An 18,707-nucleotide genomic window follows, 5' to 3' on the forward strand; every position below is an offset into this window, starting at 1 on the left:
ATAAAGACACGCGCAAACGTTTTCGTTTATAATGCGGCGCATGTTTTTTCACTGTGGAAGAGAGTTATGACTGTATTAGGCACGGCGCTGCGCCCTGCGGCAACAAAAGTCATGTTGTTAGGTTCCGGCGAACTGGGTAAAGAAGTGGCCATCGAGTGTCAGCGTCTGGGAATTGAGACCATCGCCGTCGATCGTTACCCTGATGCCCCGGCAATGCAGGTCGCACACCGTTCACATGTCATCAATATGCTGCATGGCGAAACGTTACAGGCGCTGATCGAACAGGAAAAACCCGATTTCATCGTGCCGGAAATCGAGGCCATCGCCACCGATACGCTGGTCATCCTGGAGCAAGCAGGGCAAAAAGTCGTTCCTACCGCGCGCGCGGCGAAACTCACCATGAACCGTGAAGGGATCCGTCGCCTGGCTGCCGAAGAACTCAAGCTGCCCACTTCCGCCTACCGTTTTGCCGACAGTGAGACCGCATTTCGGGAAGCCGTTGCCGGGATCGGTTTGCCGTGCATCGTTAAGCCTGTGATGAGTTCATCAGGCAAAGGCCAAAGCTTTATTCGTTCCGAAGAGCAGTTAACCGAAGCATGGCACTACGCGCAGCAAGGTGGTCGCGCCGGCGCCGGGCGCGTGATTGTCGAAGGCGTAGTCAACTTTGATTTTGAAATCACCCTGCTGACCGTCAGCGCCGTCGATGGCGTGCATTTCTGTGCGCCAGTTGGCCACCGTCAGGAAGATGGCGATTACCGCGAATCCTGGCAGCCGCAGCAGATGAGTGCGCTGGCCTTAGAGCGCGCCCAGGAGATAGCCCGCAAAGTCGTGTTGGCGCTGGGCGGTTATGGTCTGTTTGGCGTTGAGCTGTTTGTTTGCGGCGATGAGGTCATTTTTAGCGAAGTGTCGCCGCGCCCGCACGATACCGGCATGGTCACGTTGATTTCCCAGGATCTGTCTGAGTTCGCCCTCCACGTCCGCGCCTTCCTTGGCCTGCCCGTTGGCGCCATTCGCCAGTACGGCCCGGCGGCCTCGGCGGTGATCCTGCCGCAACTGACCAGCCAGAACGTCACCTTTAGCCATATCCAGGCAGCAGTCGGTGCGGGTCTGCAACTGCGCCTGTTCGGCAAGCCGGAAATTGATGGCTCGCGTCGTTTAGGCGTGACCCTGGCGGTAGCGGACAACGTCGATGAAGCGGTTGCTCGCGCCAAAGCGGCTGCGTCTGCGGTAGTGGTCACGGGATAAATCTCCGCCGCGACAGGCCGGTAATACAGGTCAGTTGCGCAAAGGTTTTGCGGCGCAAACTGATAAAAAAAACCCGGTCACGTTAGCGCAGACCGGGCTTTGCGAGTTAACGCGCGAAGATTACTTCGCGCCTTCTACCGCTTCACGCGCCAGTTTGGTGATACGGTCGAAATCCCCCGCTTCCAGCGCGTCCGCAGGCACCAGCCAGGAGCCGCCGATGCACAGCACGCTGTTCAGCGCCAGATAATCACGGTAGTTTGCCGGAGAGATGCCGCCCGTCGGGCAGAAACGGATGTTGGCGAACGGACCGCCAATCGCCTGCAGCGCTTTCACGCCGCCGTTCGCTTCCGCCGGGAAGAATTTGAACTCTTTCAGACCATACTGCATACCCAGCATCAGTTCGGATACGGTGCTAATCCCTGGGATCAGCGGGATGGTGCCTTCGCCGGTCGCCGCTTTCAGCAGGGATTCGGTGAGCCCCGGGCTGATAGCGAACTGCGCCCCCGCCTCAGTCACCTCTTTCAGTTGTTCAACGTTGGTGACGGTACCGGCGCCAACAATCGCTTCCGGAACGTCTTTGGCAATCGCGCGGATTGCATCTATCGCACAGTCGGTACGCAGGGTCACTTCAAGAACGCGTACGCCGCCCGCAACCAGCGCTTTCGCCATCGGCACAGCGTGTTCCAGTTTTTTCACCACGATGACCGGGACAACCGGGCCGGAGGTGAGGATTGCTTCTGCAGTTGTTTTCCAGTTTTTCATCAGATTTTCTCTCGCCAGATCTACAAATCGAATCATCTTAAAAATTGATGCAGGTTGCGCCCTGTTCTGCTCCGGAGAGTTTCTCACGCAGCGCACCGAACATTTCCCGGCCGGCTCCTACACGCGAACCGCTCAGGTCAGGAATATGCGGCTGGCGCACAGCCAGCTCCGCGTCATCCACCAGCAACGTCAGTTCGCCCGTCTGGCCGTTAACGCGAATGATATCGCCATCGCGCACCTTCGCCAGCAGACCACCATCATACGCTTCAGGCGTCACATGGATTGCTGATGGAACTTTGCCTGATGCGCCGGAGAGTCGACCATCGGTCACCAGCGCAATTTTGAAACGGCGGTCCAATAATACACCAAGTGGCGGCATAAGTTTATGTAATTCTGGCATGCCATTCGCTTTTGGTCCCTGATGACGGACCACCACCACGCAATCTTTGTCCAGTAGCCCGGCTTCAAAGGCCGGCAATACATCATGCTGGCTCTCGAAAACTACCGCAGGCGCTTCAATCACCTGGTTTTCAACCGGCACGGCTGAGGTTTTCATCACCGCTCGACCAAGATTACCGCTCAGCACCTTCGTGCCGCCATGGCGAGAAAATGGTTTTTCAAAGGTGGCGATAACCTGATCGTCCAGCGGCGCTGTCGCTCCTTCGCGCCAGTCAAGCTCGCCGTTATTCAGCCACGGCTCCATGGTGTAGCGCGAAAGGCCAAAACCGGCAACGGTATTGACGTCTTCATGCAACAGGCCGCCTTTCAGCAGCTCGCGTACCAATACTGGCACGCCGCCCGCCGCCTGGAAGTGATTGATATCCGCCGGGCCATTCGGGTAGAGACGCGCCAGTAGCGGCACCACGTCAGAGAGGTCAGAGAAATCATCCCAGTTGATAATGATCCCCGCGGCCCGCGCCATGGCGACAAGGTGCATAGTATGATTGGTGGATCCGCCAGTCGCCAGCAACGCGACAATCCCGTTAACGACCACTTTTTCGTCAAACATTTTACCCAGCGGCATCCATTCGTTACCGTTGCCGGTCATGCGGGTCACCTGTCGGGCGGCGGCGGCGGTCAGCGCGTGGCGCAGCGGGGCATCGGGATGCACAAATGATGATCCTGGTAACTGCATCCCCATAAATTCAACCACCATCTGATTGGTATTGGCCGTACCATAAAAGGTACAGGTACCCGGCGCATGGTATGAGGCGGCTTCGGACTCCAGCAGCGCCATGCGATCCACCTTCCCTTCGGCGTAAAGCTGACGAATTCGCACTTTTTCTTTGTTCGCCAGACCGCTGGCCATTGGACCGGATGGAATGAAAATGGATGGCAGATGGCCAAACGACAGCGCCGCCATCGCCAGACCAGGGACAATTTTATCGCAGACCCCAAGATAGAGCGCCCCGTCAAACATATTATGCGACAGGCCAATCGCGGCGGACATGGCAATGACTTCCCGGCTCAGCAGCGACAGTTCCATGCCATCCTGCCCCTGGGTCACGCCATCGCACATCGCCGGGACGCCACCGGCTACCTGGCCGACCGCGTTCGCGGAATGCAGAGCCTGGCGAATAATTTCCGGGTAGTGCTCGTAGGGTTGATGCGCGGACAGCATATCGTTGTAAGAGGTGATAATGGCGATGTTATTGCGCAGCATGCTTTTCAACGAGGCTTTATCATCCGCCTGACAGGCGGCGAAACCGTGGGCCAGGTTGCCGCACGCCAGTTGGGCGCGATGGACGGTATCGGTTTTGGCCTGATTAATCCTGTCGAGGTAGGCCCCGCGGGTCGCGCGCGAGCGTTCAACAACACGATTTGTTACCCGTAACATTTCAGAATTCATAACGGCTCCTCAAATTTTATCTGTCCGATCACAGCGCGTTGGGAAGCTTTTTCGCTAATTAAGGCAACAGTGCTGCGGCTCAGAGGCAAAATATCTGTGAGCAGTGTAATAAAAAAAGCCCCGAGGGTGAATCCTGCGGGGCTTAAAAGATTAAAAATCATGCGACTTAGTGCGGTAGATCATGTTACCGGTAAAATAACCCCACCAGCGTCGCTTTCCGGTTATTCAAACTCATTCCACGAGCGACCGTCGCGGGTGATCATCGCCACGGAGGCGACAGGTCCCCAGGTGCCAGCCTGGTAAGGCTTCGGCGCATCGCGATCGGCCGCCCAGGCTTCAGTAATGGAGTCAACCCACTTCCACGCCTCTTCCACTTCATCACGACGGACAAACAGCGCCTGAATACCGCGCATGGTCTCCAGCAACAAACGCTCATAGGCATCCGCCAGATGCGTTTGGTTAAAGGTTTCCGAGTAGCTCAGATCCAGCTTGGTGATTTGCAGATTATGCTTGTGATCGAGGCCTGGCACCTTGTTAAGCACCTGAATATCAACCCCTTCATCCGGTTGCAGGCGAATGGTCAGCTTGTTCTGCGGCAGCTCTTGCCAGGTCTCTTTGAACAGGTTCAGTTCCGGCGTTTTGAAGTAAACCACGACTTCAGAACATTTGGTCGGCAGGCGTTTGCCGGTACGCAGGTAGAACGGCACGCCCGCCCAGCGCCAGTTATCAATATCGACGCGAATGGCCACAAACGTCTCGGTATGACTGGATTTGTTCGCCCCCTCCTCTTCGAGGTAACCCGGCACTTTTTTCCCTTGCGCAAACCCGGCGGTATACTGACCGCGCACCGTTTTCTCACGCACGTTAGCGCGATCAATACGGCGAAGGGATTTCAGCACCTTCACTTTTTCATCGCGAATGCTGTCGGCGGATAAGTCTGACGGCGGGGACATCGCAATCATGCACAGAATTTGCAGCAGGTGGTTCTGAATCATGTCACGCATCTGCCCGGCCTGATCGAAGTAGCCCCAGCGTCCTTCAATGCCAACTTCTTCCGCCACCGTAATCTCAACGTGATCGATGGTGCGACAATCCCAGTTATTGATGAACAATGAGTTGGCAAAGCGCAGCGCCAGCAGGTTCAGTACCGTCTCTTTCCCCAGGTAGTGGTCAATACGATAGACCTGGCACTCTTCAAAAAACTCTCCCACCTGATCGTTGATCTCACGAGAGCTTTCCAGCGAGGTCCCCAGCGGTTTTTCCATGACCACACGCGCCGGTTTCGCGTTCAACTTTGCTTCCCCCAGCCCTTTGCAAATCGCGCCAAAAGTACCTGGAGGCATGGCGAAATAGTTAACCGTAACGCGATTTTGCTGATCGAGCATTTTTCCCAGACGACTAAACCCTTTGGTGTCATTCACATCAAGGTTACAAAAATCCAGACGTCCACTCAGGGTCGCCCACAAACCTTCATCAATTTTTTCCTTCATGAAGGTTTCCATCGCTTCACGCACCACGCTGGTATAAGCGTCTTTGTCCCAGTCAGCACGCCCAACCCCGATAATGCGGGTGTCAGGGTGAAGCTGGCCTGCTTTTTCAAGCTGATACAGGGAAGGCAGCAATTTACGACGCGCCAGGTCACCCTTCGCGCCAAAAATGACCAGATCGCATGCCTGGGCCGTTTGCGTTACCGCCATGTCATTCTCCTTAGTTGATAGCCTGATGCTTATGCCGGGCTATATTTGTAATTTTCTTTCACTGCATCGTACTGTGTTTACGAAATTCCCGAAACCCTCAGCGCCGCTTCCCGCGGCAAAATCGCACAAGGGGGAAACTACGGCGCAGGACTTCAGGCATATGGCTAATTTTGTTTGTTGTTTCGGCTGATTCTCAGTGAGTAAAATACGACTCTGATCATGTAATGAAAAAAAACAACATATTTTAAGGTCATTCCTCACTGTTTCCGCCGACGGTGGCGTATATTCTTGCTAAAACGCCTGATGATTTCACCCATTAATGAAATCGTTTCCATTAATGAGCACCCAATTAACAATGAATATGCTGGAAAAAATCCAGTCCCGACTGGAAAACCTTAGCAAATCTGAGCGCAAAGTGGCGGAAGTCATTCTTGCGAACCCCACGCAGGCCATTCATTCAAGTATCGCGGCCCTGGCACTGGAGGCCAGCGTCAGCGAACCGACCGTCAACCGGTTTTGTCGCAGTCTGGATACCCGCGGCTTCCCCGATTTCAAACTGCACCTGGCGCAGAGCCTGGCGCACGGCACGCTCTATGTGAATCGCAATGTCGATGAAGACGACAGCGTCGAATCCTATACCGGGAAGATATTTGAGTCCGCTATGGCCAGTTTAGATCAGGTTCACCATTCTCTCGACATGACGGCGATTAATCGCGCCGTTGACCTGCTCACCCAGGCCAAGAAGATCGCTTTTTTTGGTCTGGGGTCTTCCGCCGCCGTCGCACATGATGCGATGAACAAATTTTTCCGCTTTAATGTGCCGGTCATTTACTCCGACGATATTGTCCTGCAGCGCATGAGCTGTATGAATTGTAGTGATAACGATGTGGTGGTGATTATCTCGCACACGGGCAGAACCAAAAGTCTGGTGGAGCTGGCGCAATTGGCCCGCGAAAACGATGCCATGGTCATCGCCCTTACCTCCCCCAATACGCCGCTTTGCCGTGAATCAACCCTGGCGATTACGCTGGATGTTCCGGAGGATACCGACATCTACATGCCAATGGTTTCCCGGCTGGCGCAGTTGACGGTGATCGACGTGCTGGCGACGGGCTTTACCCTGCGCCGGGGCGCAAAATTCAGAGATAACTTGAAGAGGGTCAAGGAAGCGCTTAAGGAATCGCGCTTTGATAAAGAACTCAGTGTACACAGCAATGACCAATAAAAGCAGAAACAACGCAGTATCCTATTACACCGTCGGTAATGTTCAGGTATAGCGGCTTTGCTCGCTGGCGTTACCGAATCCATGTTCACGCAACACCAAAGTTGTTTTAGTCAACGGAGTATTACATGTCCAGAAGGCTTCGCAGAACCAAAATCGTCACCACTTTAGGTCCGGCTACCGATCGCGATAACAACCTGGAAAAGGTTATCGCCGCTGGCGCTAACGTGGTACGTATGAACTTCTCTCACGGAACCGCGGAAGATCACCAGATCCGTGCGGATAAGGTCCGTGAGATTGCGGCAAAACTGGGTCGTCATGTTGCGATTCTCGGTGACCTGCAGGGACCGAAAATTCGCGTATCCACCTTCAAAGAAGGCAAAATTTTCCTCAACGTCGGCGACAAATTCCTGCTCGATGCTAACCTGGGTAAGGGTGAAGGCGATAAAGAGAGAGTGGGCATCGATTATAAAGGACTGCCGGGTGACGTGGTGCCAGGCGATATTCTGCTGCTTGACGACGGTCGCGTACAGTTGAAAGTGCTGGAAGTCCAGGGCATGAAAGTGTTCACCGAAGTTACCGTTGGCGGGCCCTTGTCCAACAATAAGGGGATCAACAAACTGGGCGGCGGTCTCTCCGCCGAAGCGCTGACGGAAAAAGATAAAGCCGACATCATCACGGCCGCAAAAATCGGCGTCGATTACCTGGCTGTTTCCTTCCCACGCTGCGGTGAAGACCTGAATTATGCCCGTCGTCTGGCCCGCGATGCAGGCTGTGATGCAAAAATTGTCGCGAAAGTCGAACGCGCGGAGGCCGTGTGCGATCAGGATGCGATGGATGATGTGATTCTGGCATCCGACGTCGTCATGGTAGCCCGGGGCGACCTCGGCGTAGAAATTGGCGACCCGGAACTGGTCGGTATTCAGAAAACGTTAATCCGCCGCGCTCGTCAACTGAACCGTTCAGTCATTACCGCGACGCAAATGATGGAATCCATGATCACCAACCCGATGCCAACCCGCGCGGAAGTTATGGACGTGGCAAACGCCGTGCTGGATGGCACAGACGCGGTGATGCTTTCCGCGGAAACCGCCGCGGGGCAATATCCATCAGAAACCGTTGCGGCAATGGCCCGTGTCTGCCTTGGGGCAGAAAAAATCCCCAGCCTTAACGTTTCCAAACACCGCCTGGACATTCAGTTCGACAATGTCGAAGAAGCGATTGCCATGTCAGCGATGTACGCGGCTAACCATCTGAAAGGCGTCACCGCTATCATCACTATGACCGAATCAGGCCGTACCGCGCTGATGACATCACGCATCAGTTCCGGTCTGCCAATTTTCGCGCTGTCTCGCCATGAGCGCACGCTGAACCTGACGGCGCTCTACCGCGGCGTGACGCCGGTTTATTTCGATAGCGCAAATGACGGCGTAGCCGCAGCCCATGATGCGGTAAACCTGCTGCGTGATAAAGGCTATCTGGTTACTGGCGATCTGGTCATCGTGACCCAGGGCGATGTCATGAGCACTATCGGCAGCACCAACACCACGCGTATTCTGACCGTCGAGTAAACGTTGCGGTTATCACGTTCCTCACCTGCCCGCGTCACCGCTGGCAGGTGTTTTTTTGCCTGTCCGCATTAATCTATACAAGCCAGCTCAACAAAATCGTCGCGGTAATGACCGTTGACGCACCGCCGATACGGGTTGCAATCTGAGCAAAAGGCATCAACCCCATCCTGTTTGATGCCGACAGGATAGCCACATCACCGGTTCCGCCCAGCCCGCTATGGCAACAGGTCACAATGGCGGCTTCAACCGGATACATATTCAGCCAGGAAGCGATAAAAAAGCCGCTTAACGCCATCGCCATCACGACAGAACCGCAAACCACGACATAACCAACGGAGAAAACGGCCACCACGCTTTCCAGCGGAACATACAGCATCCCGAGACCTATCATTAGCGGCCAGACCAGCGCGGCAGAGACAAATTTGTAGCAGCTGTGTGCCCCCGACTCCATCGACGCCGGGATAACTTTGGTGTATTTACAGAATACCGCAGCCAGAATCATCAGCACCGGTCCGGGTATATGCACCACTTTCTCCAACAGGCCGCCAACGATGAAAAACGCGCAAATCATTAACAGCCCGGCGCCCATCCGCTGGAAGTCGGTAGGCTGCGTACTCTGGTTCTGCGCAAAGACGCTGTTGTCTTCGGGGCTACGAATCAGCATGCCGTTTCCGGAAAGCGAAGGACGACGAATGCCCATACGCGCCAGAAACCCTGCGCAGATAATAGCAAAGATATTGCCCACCACGGCCGCCGGAGCCAGTTGCGCGACATAAACATCTGGCGTTTGTCCAAGAATCGCTGAATAGGCCAGCGACAGCGGCAAGATCCCCTCACCGATACCGCCGCCGATGATCGGCACGATGATAAAGAAGAAAGAGTGGTAGATGCTGTAGCCGAACAAGCGCCCCACCAGCAGTCCGGTTAGAATAGCCGCTCCGGTCCCCACCATCAGCGGCACGAACATGCGTACCATCCCCTGAATCAAAATGGTTCTGTTCATACCCAGAATACTGCCGACCACCAGACAGGCGATGACGAAATAGAGCAGGTTGGCTTCTTTCATCAGCAAATGCACGGTCTCAAGGGTATGCGCCTCAAACATACCGAAATAGACTAATACGGAGGGTGTCATCAGGCACAAAATAGCCGGGCCGCCAACATCTTTGAGCACCGGTACCATCCGGCCCAGGGTAGCCAGTGCGAACCCTAACGTCATAATCACCGCCAGGCCACCGATCATGTTCTTCGGCAGCAAGCCTGCGGTTGCGGAGAGCGTGACAATGGCCGCGATACCGATAAATAGTGTTAACGGAACGGTGCCGACTTCAATATTTGATAAAAAGCGTACTGCTTTCTGCTTCGGCTGTGTTTTATCCATTGGTTGGTTGAATGTATTATTTTCCATATTGTCACCTGAATTATAATGAAGTCACATAAGCGTAAGATACCGACGCAATATTAAAACTGCGCAATAATTAAAGAAAAGAATAAGAAACACAATGTAAATCAAACACGCAAAAACGTTAGCACAATCATTTCAAATTAAACACAGCTCATTGTATTTTTAATACCCACTTTGTGACCTGGTTATAAAACTCACATTAAGTAATTTAATTTATTTTTACGTAGCTAAAGTCACTGTTCAGGAAATATATTAATATCATAAATATAACCTGGCGATTTGATCAAGCCTACTCTATTTGTAATTAAAGTATTTAATGTGAAATTATTTAAACCATGATAATTGTGATGATAATCACCTTTTACATATTATCGCCCCGTTAGATTAAAAAACACAACGAACCCGATAATATACGTCAGGACATTCTATGCCTTCATTGCTATTGCAATCCCTTTTTCCATTGGTATTTATCATGCTACTCGGATGGCTGAGTGGCAAACTTGGCTATACCCGTCGCGAGGATGCATCGGTTCTGGCCACCGTGGTAATTCGCTTTGCTCTCCCCTTTCATCTTTTTATTGGCGCATTAAATACTCATCCCGATAAAATTAAAAACTTCACTTTTATGGCGGTATTAGTCATTGGCCTTATGGGGTCATATTTCCTCACGCTACTGATCTCCCGCTATGTTTTCCGTCATGATATTAAAACCAGCGCAATTCAATCCCTGGTATGCGCTTTCCCCGATATGGCCTATTTTGGCGCCCCTGTTCTCGCTGTACTGGTTGGCCCTGAGGGGTTTCTCGGGGTGCTTATCGGTAACCTGGTCACCAGCATATTTATGATCCCCCTGACCATCATTCTGATTCGGATGGGAGACAAACACAGCCTCGCTGATGAGGAACAGCTCAATGCCGGGCAGCTTATTCTACAAAATCTGTTCAACGCTATCCGTAACCCTATTGTCTGGATCCCAATTACCGGGGTACTGCTCAGTCTTGCGGGCGTACAGTTGCCGCATATGCTTAGTATGCCCATTGAGATGGTGGGAAAAATCGCCGGCGGGCTCTCACTGTTCGCTCTTGGACTGTTATTTTACGGTGAGCGTCCTGCAGTCAATATTCAAACCTGTACCAATATCAGTATTAAAAATCTGATTCAACCGGCGATGATGGCTATAGCCGGCCTGGCTTTCGGTCTAAGCCATAGTCTGATGCAGCAGGTCATTATCATCGGCGCGACGCCTTCCGCCATTGCCGCAGGCATGTTCGCACTCCGCAGCGACACGTATATTGACCCCGCCTCATCCTCCATTTTGCTGGGCACTGCGATCGGCGTCGTCACCGAAGGAATCATGATTTATTTAATTTCCTAATCACTGAAACAAAAATATTCCCCAGAAGCTAAATAATCATTTGAAATGATATTCAGGAGTCGTGAAATGCTAGTCAAAGAAACCTTATATACGCCCTATAACGGTGCTGTTCTGCTGGAAAATCCGTTATTGAATAAAGGTCTCGCTTTTACCGAAGGTGAACGAACAGCGTTCAACCTTCAGGGATTACTCCCCCATAACGTTGAAACCATTGAAGAACAAACAGAACGCGCATGGAAACAATTTTGCCAGTTTAAGCACGATATTGCTCGCCATATCTATCTCAGAAACATCCAGGATACTAACGAAACACTATTCTATAATTTGTTACGTACCCATATGAAAGAAACGCTACCGATCATTTATACCCCGACGGTCGGTGAAGCATGCGAACATTTTTCGGAAATTTATCGCCGGGGTCGCGGTTTGTTTATTTCATGGCCGAACCGTCACAATATTGACGAAATGCTTCAGGGGTTCTCCCGCAATGATATTAACGTCATCGTTGTGACCGACGGCGAACGAATCCTTGGTCTTGGCGACCAGGGTATCGGCGGAATGGGGATCCCGATTGGCAAACTCTCTTTGTATACGGCTTGCGGTGGTATTCATCCGGCCTCAACGCTCCCTATCATGCTTGATGTAGGAACCAACAATACCCAGCATCTCGAAGATCCGCTGTATATGGGCTGGCGTCATCCGCGCATTAGTGACGAACAGTATCTTGAATTTATGGATATGTTTATTTACGCCATTAAGCAACGCTGGCCAAATGTCTTGTTACAGTTCGAAGATTTCGCGCAAAAAAATGCGACCCGCTTACTTAATCGCTATCGTAACCAGCTTTGCTGTTTCAACGATGACATTCAGGGTACCGCTGCCGTCACGTCAGGTACGCTGATCGCTGCGGCCACGGCGGCCGGTACACGCATTCGCGACCAGAGAGTGGTTTTTCTCGGCAGTGGCTCCGCCGGATGCGGCATCGCCGAAAAAATCATTGCGCTGATGGTTGATGACGGGCTGTCAGAACCTGAAGCGCGCAACCGCATTTTCATGGTCGATCGTTTTGGTCTGCTCACTGATGAGATGCCCAATTTACTGGATTTTCAGCAAGATCATGTCACGTCACGGGAAAATATCAGCCACTGGGATAGCGATGCCGCTCATCTCTCGTTGATGGACGTGGTACGTAACGCCCACCCAACGGTACTGATTGGCGTATCAGGCCAGCCGGGACTGTTTAGTGAAGAGATTATTAAAGAGATGTATCGGCACTGCCCGCGCCCCATTATTATGCCGCTCTCTAACCCGACCTCCCGCGCCGAAGCCCAGCCTAAGGATTTACTGGAATGGACCGAGGGGAGCGCGCTAATCGCCACCGGTAGCCCATTTGAGCCGGTTTTTTATGACGGCAAGAGTTATGAAATTGCCCAGTGTAACAATGCTTATATTTTCCCCGGTCTGGGATTAGGTATTCTGGCCAGTAAAGCGGAACGTGTTAGCAATGCCATGCTGAGCGCCTGCAGTAAAACTCTGGCCGCCTGTTCACCTTTAGCCACCGGAGAAACAGGCAGCTTACTGCCTCCGGTAGAGGAGATTGAGATGATTTCCCGGGCCATTGCCACCGCGGTTGCGCACATCGCGATGCAGGAAGGCCTCGCCCCCATGCTAAGCGAGGAGCAACTTGCTGAGAATATCGATAAAACCTTCTGGCACGCCCGTTATACCTCATATAAACGATCGCCATTCTGACAGGCGTTCCAGCGTCAATAGTGCGGGAAGTCCGGCTTCCCGCCAGGTCGAGAAACGTTGCATGATCAATGTATTGATTGTCGATGATGATTCAATGGTGGCTGAACTGAACCGCCTGTTTATCAGTCGCGTCACCGATTTTCACTGCTGCGGCATTGCCCGGTCGGTTCACGAAGCGCAAGCGCTACTCCGCCATTTATCGCAGATCGATCTGGTATTGCTGGATGTCTATATGCAGCACGAGAACGGGCTGGACTTATTGCCCGTTCTGCGCCAGAACTCGCTAAACATTGATGTCATCATGATTACCTCCGCTGCCGATGCATTAACGGTGAATACCGCCCTGCGTTACGGAGTGGTCGATTATCTGATTAAACCATTCCAGTTTCCACGTCTGGAAGAAGCGCTGTTATCATGGCGCAAAAAACGCGACTTAAAGCGTGGAAAACCCTGCTACGTTCAAGCGGATATTGATCGCCTGCTGCGCGGTGGGGTCCGGTATCAGGACAGCGCCCGCCGTTTACCGAAAGGGCTCACGCCGCAAACGCTTCGTCTGGTGTGTCAATGGATTGATGCCCATCAGGAGAGTAATTTTTCAACCAACGAACTGGCTGCGGCGTTACAAATATCGCGGGTTTCGTGCCGAAAATATCTCATTTGGCTGGAGCAGATAAACATTCTCTACGTCAGCAATCACTACGGCCTGACCGGCCGCCCGGAGTATCGCTACCAACTGGTCGCCGAACATCTGACGTTGCTCAAACACTATAGCCAATGAACCGGATGACCCATTGGCCAGCGTATGCAATCCTGACCGTCTGCCCGAACTACTTCTTTTTCGGATACAGTTCCTTACGCTTGTACGGCTCCATTTCTCCGGGCTTACGGGTTTTCAACAACTTGAGGATCCAGGTGTACTGCTCGGTATGCGGCTTAACAAAAATCTCCACCTCTTCATTCATTCGCCGGGCGATGGTGTTATCGTCAGCGTCCAGCAAATCATCCATCGGCGGACGCACCAGCACCGCCAGACGATGCGTTTTGCCATCATAGACCGGAAACAATGGCACAACACGGGCGCGACACACTTTCATTAAACGACCAATCGCTGGTAACGTCGCTTTATAGGTAGCAAAAAAATCAACAAATTCGCTGTGCTCTGCGCCATGATCCTGATCCGGCAGATAGTAGCCCCAGTACCCCTGACGCACCGACTGAATAAACGGTTTAATGCCATCGTTACGCGCATGCATTCGCCCGCCAAAACGACGCCGCACGGTATTCCAGACATAATCAAATACCGGATTGCCCTGATTATGGAACATCGCCGCCATTTTTTGCCCGCCGGCAGCCATTAGCATCGCCGGAATATCCACGCCCCAGGCATGGGGAACCAGAAAGATCACCTTCTCGTTATTCCGCTGCATTTCATCAATGATCTCTTTACCCTGCCAGTCGACGCGGGAAAGAATGCGCTGCGGATCGCGCAGGCCAAGTTCCGCCATCATTACCATTGCCTGCGGCGCGGAAGCATACATTTCATCAATAATTTGTTCACGCTCCTGCTCGCTCTTTTCCGGGAAACAGTACAGCAGGTTAATCTGCGCACGACGGCGCGAACTCTTTGCTAACCTGCCAACAAAACGCCCCAGTTTGCCGAGGATCGGATCGCGGAAAGAGGCGGGCGTCAGAGCAATACCGGCAAACGCCAAAACGCCTGACCATGCTCCCCAGTAACGCGGCAGTAAAAAGGATTTTTCAAATTTTGGAATAAACTCACTATTATTTTTTTTCGTTTCCATGCCCAATCCGCGAAAGTTTCGCTCAGTATAAATAATGGGGTTAGTTTAACGATACGTTGGATAACGCACAAAAGAAAAAGCCGGTGCGCTCATGGCACCGGCCTTAACTGGCGGGAGATTAGTCAAAACGCAGTTGCGGCATCACTTGTTTTACCTGCGCCAGGTAATCGGTCCGCTCAGCGCCGCTAAGCCCTTCGGTACGCGGCAGCTTCACCGTCAGCGGATTCACCGCCTGCTGGTTAACCCAGACCTCATAATGCAGATGCGGGCCCGTAGAACGCCCCGTGTTGCCCGACAGCGCGATGCGATCGCCGCGTTTCACCTTCTGCCCCGGCTTCACCAGCAGTTTACGCAGGTGCATATAGCGGGTGGTATAGGTGCGCCCATGACGGATGGCAATGTAATAACCTGCCGCACCGCTACGTTTAGCCACCACCACTTCGCCATCCCCCACCGACAGCACCGGCGTCCCCTGCGGCATCGCAAAATCGACGCCACGATGCGGGGCAATGCGCCCGGTGACCGGATTCAGCCGACGCGGGTTAAAGTTGGACGACACGCGGAACTGGCGCGCGGTGGGGAAGCGCAGAAAACCCTTCGCCAGGCCGTTACCGTTGCGGTCATAGAATTTGCCATCCTCAGCGCGGATCGCATAGTAGTCTTTCCCGCCTGAGCGCAGGCGCACGCCAAGCAACTGGCTTTGCTCGCGTTTACCGTCCAGCATCTCACGCGATAACAGTGCGGAAAACTCATCGCCTTTTTTCAGCTTACGGAAGTCCATTTGCCACTGCATAGCTTTGATCACCGCGCTGATTTCAGTGCTGGTCAGGCCCGCATCGCGCGCGCTGGCGATAAAGCTGCCGCCAACGGTCCCTTTCAGCACGCTGTTGACCCAATCGCCTTTTTGCAGCTCGCTGCTCATTTTGAAACCATTGGCAACCCGGTTATAAGTCCGGGTTTCACGGCGCGACATCTCCCAGGTCAGACTTTGCAAATCGCCATCCGCCGTCAGAGTCCATGAAAGCTGTTGACCTATTTTCAGGTTACGCAGATCTTTATCCACCGAGGAGAGTTGCGCAATATCCCCCATATCAATACCGTATTGATTAAGGATGCTGCTGAGCGTATCCCCGGCCGACACGACATACTCATGACCGCCGGAATCGGTATCCGCTTTATCATCCAGCTCATCCTGCGGGATGCTTTCCTCTTCCTGAAGCGCCTGATCGATAGGCTCAGAGGCTTCCGGCAGCAGAGAACGAATGTCGCTTTGCTCCAGTTCAATTGTTTTGCTGATGGGGGCCGAATCGGGATGGTGGTAGATGTAGGGTCGCCAGACAGCGACCGCTAAAGTTAGAACGCTAAGCGACCCCAGCATAACGCGGTGAGGTCGTGGCAGATTATTAAATGCCTGAGTGACAGCGCGGGCTATCTGTTGCACGTATTCACTTCCTCGTTAATCTCCTTTCAGGCAACTTGAATACTGATTCGCCATCTGGCTCAGAAACTGCGGATAACTCTCTTTACCCAGCTTAATTCCGATACCCAGTGGATCCAGGGTTCCCATGCGCACGGATGTCCCCCTGGCAACAGCTTCTATAACCGCTGGCCTGAACTGTGGCTCAGCAAAAACGCAAGTTGCTTTTTGCTCAACCAGCTGTGTTCTGATTTCGTGTAAACGCTGTGCACCAGGCTGGATTTCAGGGTTGACAGTAAAGTGACCCAATGAGGTCAAACCGTAATGCTTTTCAAAGTAGCCGTAGGCGTCATGAAAAACGAAATATCCCTTCCCTTTCAGTGGTGCCAGCCCGGTAGTAACCTGTTTGTCGGTAGCGGCTAATTTTGCCTCAAAATCCTTCAGGTTGGCGTTAAGTTTGTCTCGACTCTGCGGCATAAGTTCCAATAATTTATCGTGGATTGCAACCGCGGTAAGCCGCGCTATCTCTGGGGAAAGCCATAAATGCATGTTATAGATACCATGATGGTGATCATCGTCACTGTTTTCCCCCGCGCCATGATCGTGACCATGATGATCGTCGTCGTCATCGTCCCCTTTCATGAGTAACGGTTTCACGCTCCCCAGCTCGGCAATCGTCACTTTTTTATTGGGTGCAATGCCTTGCGTTGACTTGTCCATAAAGGCTTCCATCTCTGGGCCGATCCAGACCACTAAGTCTGCGTTCTGTAAGCGTTTTGCATCTGATGGACGCAGTGAATAATCATGTGCTGATGCCCCATCAGGCAGCAAAACCTGGGTATCCGTTACCCCATCTGTAATAGCTGAAGCGATAAACCCCAGAGGTTTGAGCGAGGCGACCACCGCGGCGTTTGCCGACGGCATTGTTGCGAATACAAAAGCGGCGCTAAATCCAGCGCAAAGAAGCGTATTTTTATGTAACATAATGCGTCTAATCATCGTAATGAATATGAAAGATGTGATATTATAACATTCACTAGCTTGTGCAACCCCTAATTTGATATGACAAATCTTGTAACACTGGAAAACGTCGCGGTGGTCTATGGCCAAAGGCGCGTGCTGTCTGACATTTCGCTCACACTAAAGCCAGGCAAAATTTTAACCCTGCTGGGCCCGAATGGCGCCGGTAAATCGACCCTTGTACGGGTCGTGCTTGGGCTGGTAGCACCAACCGAAGGTATTATCAAACGCGAGGGGCGCCTGCGTATCGGCTATGTCCCGCAAAAACTGCATCTTGACGCCACGATGCCGCTGACCGTCAGCCGCTTTATGCGCCTGCGTCCCGGTACTCACAAACGGGATATTCTGCCCGCGCTGAAACGCGTACAGGCAGGACACCTGATTGACGCCCCCATGCAAAAGCTTTCCGGTGGAGAAACCCAGCGCGTATTGCTGGCGCGCGCTTTGCTCAATCAACCACAGTTACTGGTGCTCGATGAGCCGACCCAGGGTGTTGATGTTAACGGCCAGGTGGCGCTGTACGGCCTCATTAATCAGCTACGCCAGGAACTGGATTGCGCGGTGCTGATGGTTTCCCATGACCTGCACCTGGTCATGGCGAAAACGGATGAAGTGCTGTGTCTGAACCAACATATCTGCTGTTCCGGCACGCCGGAAGTGGTCTCCATGCATCCGGAATTTATCTCTATGTTCGGCCAGCGCGGCGCGGAACAACTGGGGATTTATCGCCATCATCATAATCACCGCCACGACCTGCAGGGGCGGATTGTATTGCGTCGGGGAAATGACCGTTAATGATTGAATTACTCCTTCCAGGCTGGTTAGCCGGGATGATGCTCGCCTGCGCGGCTGGCCCGCTGGGTTCGTTTGTCGTCTGGCGTCGCATGTCCTATTTCGGCGATACCCTGGCTCACGCCTCGCTGCTCGGCGTCGCTTTTGGTTTGCTGCTGAACGTCAATCCTTTTTATGCTGTTATCGTCGTAACTCTGCTGCTGGCCGGCGGGCTGGTATGGCTGGAAAAGCGTCCCCATCTGGCGGTCGATACATTGCTCGGCATCATGGCACATAGCGCCCTGTCCCTGGGTCTGGTGGTGGTCAGCCTGATGTCAAACGTGCGCGTCGATCTGATGGCCTATCTGTTCGGCGACCTGCTGGCCGTCACGCCGGCAGATTTGGTTTCAATCACTATTGGCGTGGTGACGGTGCTGGCAATTCTGTTCTGGCAATGGCGCAATTTGCTGTCAATGACTATCAGCCCGGATCTGGCCTTTGTTGATGGCGTGAAGCTACAACGGGTGAAACTGCTATTGATGCTGGTCACTGCGCTGACAATCGGCGTCGCGATGAAATTTGTCGGGGCGCTGATTATCACGTCACTGCTAATTATTCCCGCCGCGACGGCTCGCCGTTTCGCCCGCACGCCGGAGCAAATGGCGGGTGTGGCGGGTGGCGTGGGGATGATTGCGGTAACCGGCGGCCTGACCTTCTCGGCGTTCTACGACACGCCAGCGGGCCCTTCGGTGGTACTGTGCGCCGCGCTGCTGTTTATACTCAGTATGAGCAAGAAAGCGGCAGCCTGACTGGCTGCCA

General features: G+C 53.1%; 15 protein-coding genes. 8 read left to right on the forward strand and 7 right to left on the reverse strand.

The genetic code is table 11. The features are described 5' to 3' along the window. Positions 1–66 precede the first annotated feature (66 nt). Positions 67–1,245, forward strand: a complete 1,179-nt coding sequence (gene purT / locus FN037_RS02690) for a formate-dependent phosphoribosylglycinamide formyltransferase (RefSeq protein WP_138361480.1) — start codon at positions 67–69, stop codon at positions 1,243–1,245. A gap of 120 nt (positions 1,246–1,365) precedes the next feature. Here purT and FN037_RS02695 read toward each other — a convergent pair whose 3' ends face one another. The 3 genes from FN037_RS02695 to zwf all read right to left on the reverse strand — a co-directional run bounded on the left by FN037_RS02695 (position 1,366) and on the right by zwf (position 5,553). Then, complete coding sequence (locus FN037_RS02695; RefSeq protein WP_138361481.1) at positions 1,366–2,007, reverse strand: bifunctional 4-hydroxy-2-oxoglutarate aldolase/2-dehydro-3-deoxy-phosphogluconate aldolase; 642 nt, start codon at positions 2,005–2,007, stop codon at positions 1,366–1,368. A gap of 37 nt (positions 2,008–2,044) precedes the next feature. After that, entirely contained in the window at positions 2,045–3,856 is a 1,812-nt protein-coding gene (edd, locus tag FN037_RS02700) for a phosphogluconate dehydratase (RefSeq protein WP_142501490.1), read from the reverse strand. A 221-nt stretch (positions 3,857–4,077) separates the two neighbouring features. Continuing rightward, positions 4,078–5,553: a glucose-6-phosphate dehydrogenase gene (gene zwf / locus FN037_RS02705; protein ID WP_138361483.1), complete on the reverse strand. Its 1,476-nt coding sequence runs from the start codon at positions 5,551–5,553 to the stop codon at positions 4,078–4,080. A 319-nt stretch (positions 5,554–5,872) separates the two neighbouring features. Between zwf and FN037_RS02710 the strand changes: the two genes are divergently transcribed. After that, positions 5,873–6,778, forward strand: coding sequence for a MurR/RpiR family transcriptional regulator (locus FN037_RS02710; RefSeq protein ID WP_171034890.1), 906 nt, complete (start codon positions 5,873–5,875; stop codon positions 6,776–6,778). A 125-nt stretch (positions 6,779–6,903) separates the two neighbouring features. Beyond that, entirely contained in the window at positions 6,904–8,346 is a 1,443-nt protein-coding gene (pyk, locus tag FN037_RS02715; protein WP_138361484.1) for a pyruvate kinase, read from the forward strand. A 73-nt stretch (positions 8,347–8,419) separates the two neighbouring features. Here the strand turns inward: pyk and FN037_RS02720 are convergent, their stop codons facing one another. Then, a complete protein-coding gene (locus FN037_RS02720; RefSeq protein ID WP_138361485.1) occupies positions 8,420–9,754 on the reverse strand; it encodes a 2-hydroxycarboxylate transporter family protein in 1,335 nt (444 codons plus the stop codon). 424 nt (positions 9,755–10,178) lie between these two features. On the opposite strand from FN037_RS02720, the gene FN037_RS02725 reads away from it, so the two are divergent. From FN037_RS02725 to dcuR, 3 genes are all read left to right on the forward strand, one after another. After that, on the forward strand, positions 10,179–11,126 hold the full coding sequence (locus FN037_RS02725) for an AEC family transporter (RefSeq protein WP_142501491.1): 948 nt from the start codon (positions 10,179–10,181) through the stop codon (positions 11,124–11,126). 66 nt (positions 11,127–11,192) lie between these two features. Next, complete coding sequence (locus FN037_RS02730) at positions 11,193–12,878, forward strand: NAD-dependent malic enzyme (RefSeq protein WP_138361487.1); 1,686 nt, start codon at positions 11,193–11,195, stop codon at positions 12,876–12,878. 61 nt (positions 12,879–12,939) lie between these two features. Beyond that, on the forward strand, positions 12,940–13,656 hold the full coding sequence (gene dcuR / locus FN037_RS02735) for a two-component system response regulator DcuR (RefSeq protein WP_138361488.1): 717 nt from the start codon (positions 12,940–12,942) through the stop codon (positions 13,654–13,656). Between the two features lie 49 nt (positions 13,657–13,705). Here the strand turns inward: dcuR and lpxM are convergent, their stop codons facing one another. The 3 genes from lpxM to znuA all read right to left on the reverse strand — a co-directional run bounded on the left by lpxM (position 13,706) and on the right by znuA (position 17,081). Then, a complete protein-coding gene (gene lpxM, locus FN037_RS02740; RefSeq protein ID WP_142501492.1) occupies positions 13,706–14,680 on the reverse strand; it encodes a lauroyl-Kdo(2)-lipid IV(A) myristoyltransferase in 975 nt (324 codons plus the stop codon). 118 nt (positions 14,681–14,798) lie between these two features. Next, positions 14,799–16,121, reverse strand: coding sequence for a murein DD-endopeptidase MepM (mepM, locus tag FN037_RS02745; RefSeq protein ID WP_142501493.1), 1,323 nt, complete (start codon positions 16,119–16,121; stop codon positions 14,799–14,801). A gap of 15 nt (positions 16,122–16,136) precedes the next feature. Further along, a complete protein-coding gene (gene znuA, locus FN037_RS02750) occupies positions 16,137–17,081 on the reverse strand; it encodes a zinc ABC transporter substrate-binding protein ZnuA (protein ID WP_142501494.1) in 945 nt (314 codons plus the stop codon). 78 nt (positions 17,082–17,159) lie between these two features. On the opposite strand from znuA, the gene znuC reads away from it, so the two are divergent. Continuing rightward, positions 17,160–17,912, forward strand: coding sequence for a zinc ABC transporter ATP-binding protein ZnuC (gene znuC, locus FN037_RS02755; protein ID WP_138361492.1), 753 nt, complete (start codon positions 17,160–17,162; stop codon positions 17,910–17,912). Beyond that, the gene (gene znuB, locus FN037_RS02760; RefSeq protein ID WP_142501495.1) at positions 17,912–18,697 is read left to right on the forward strand and encodes a zinc ABC transporter permease subunit ZnuB; all 786 of its coding nucleotides are present in this window, start codon (positions 17,912–17,914) and stop codon (positions 18,695–18,697) included. The genes znuC and znuB overlap by 1 nt, the downstream gene beginning before the upstream one ends. Positions 18,698–18,707: the final 10 nt, after the last annotated feature.

It is taken from the genome of Klebsiella sp. 2680 (assembly GCF_900198535.1).
GTDB lineage: Bacteria > Pseudomonadota > Gammaproteobacteria > Enterobacterales > Enterobacteriaceae > Klebsiella > Klebsiella indica.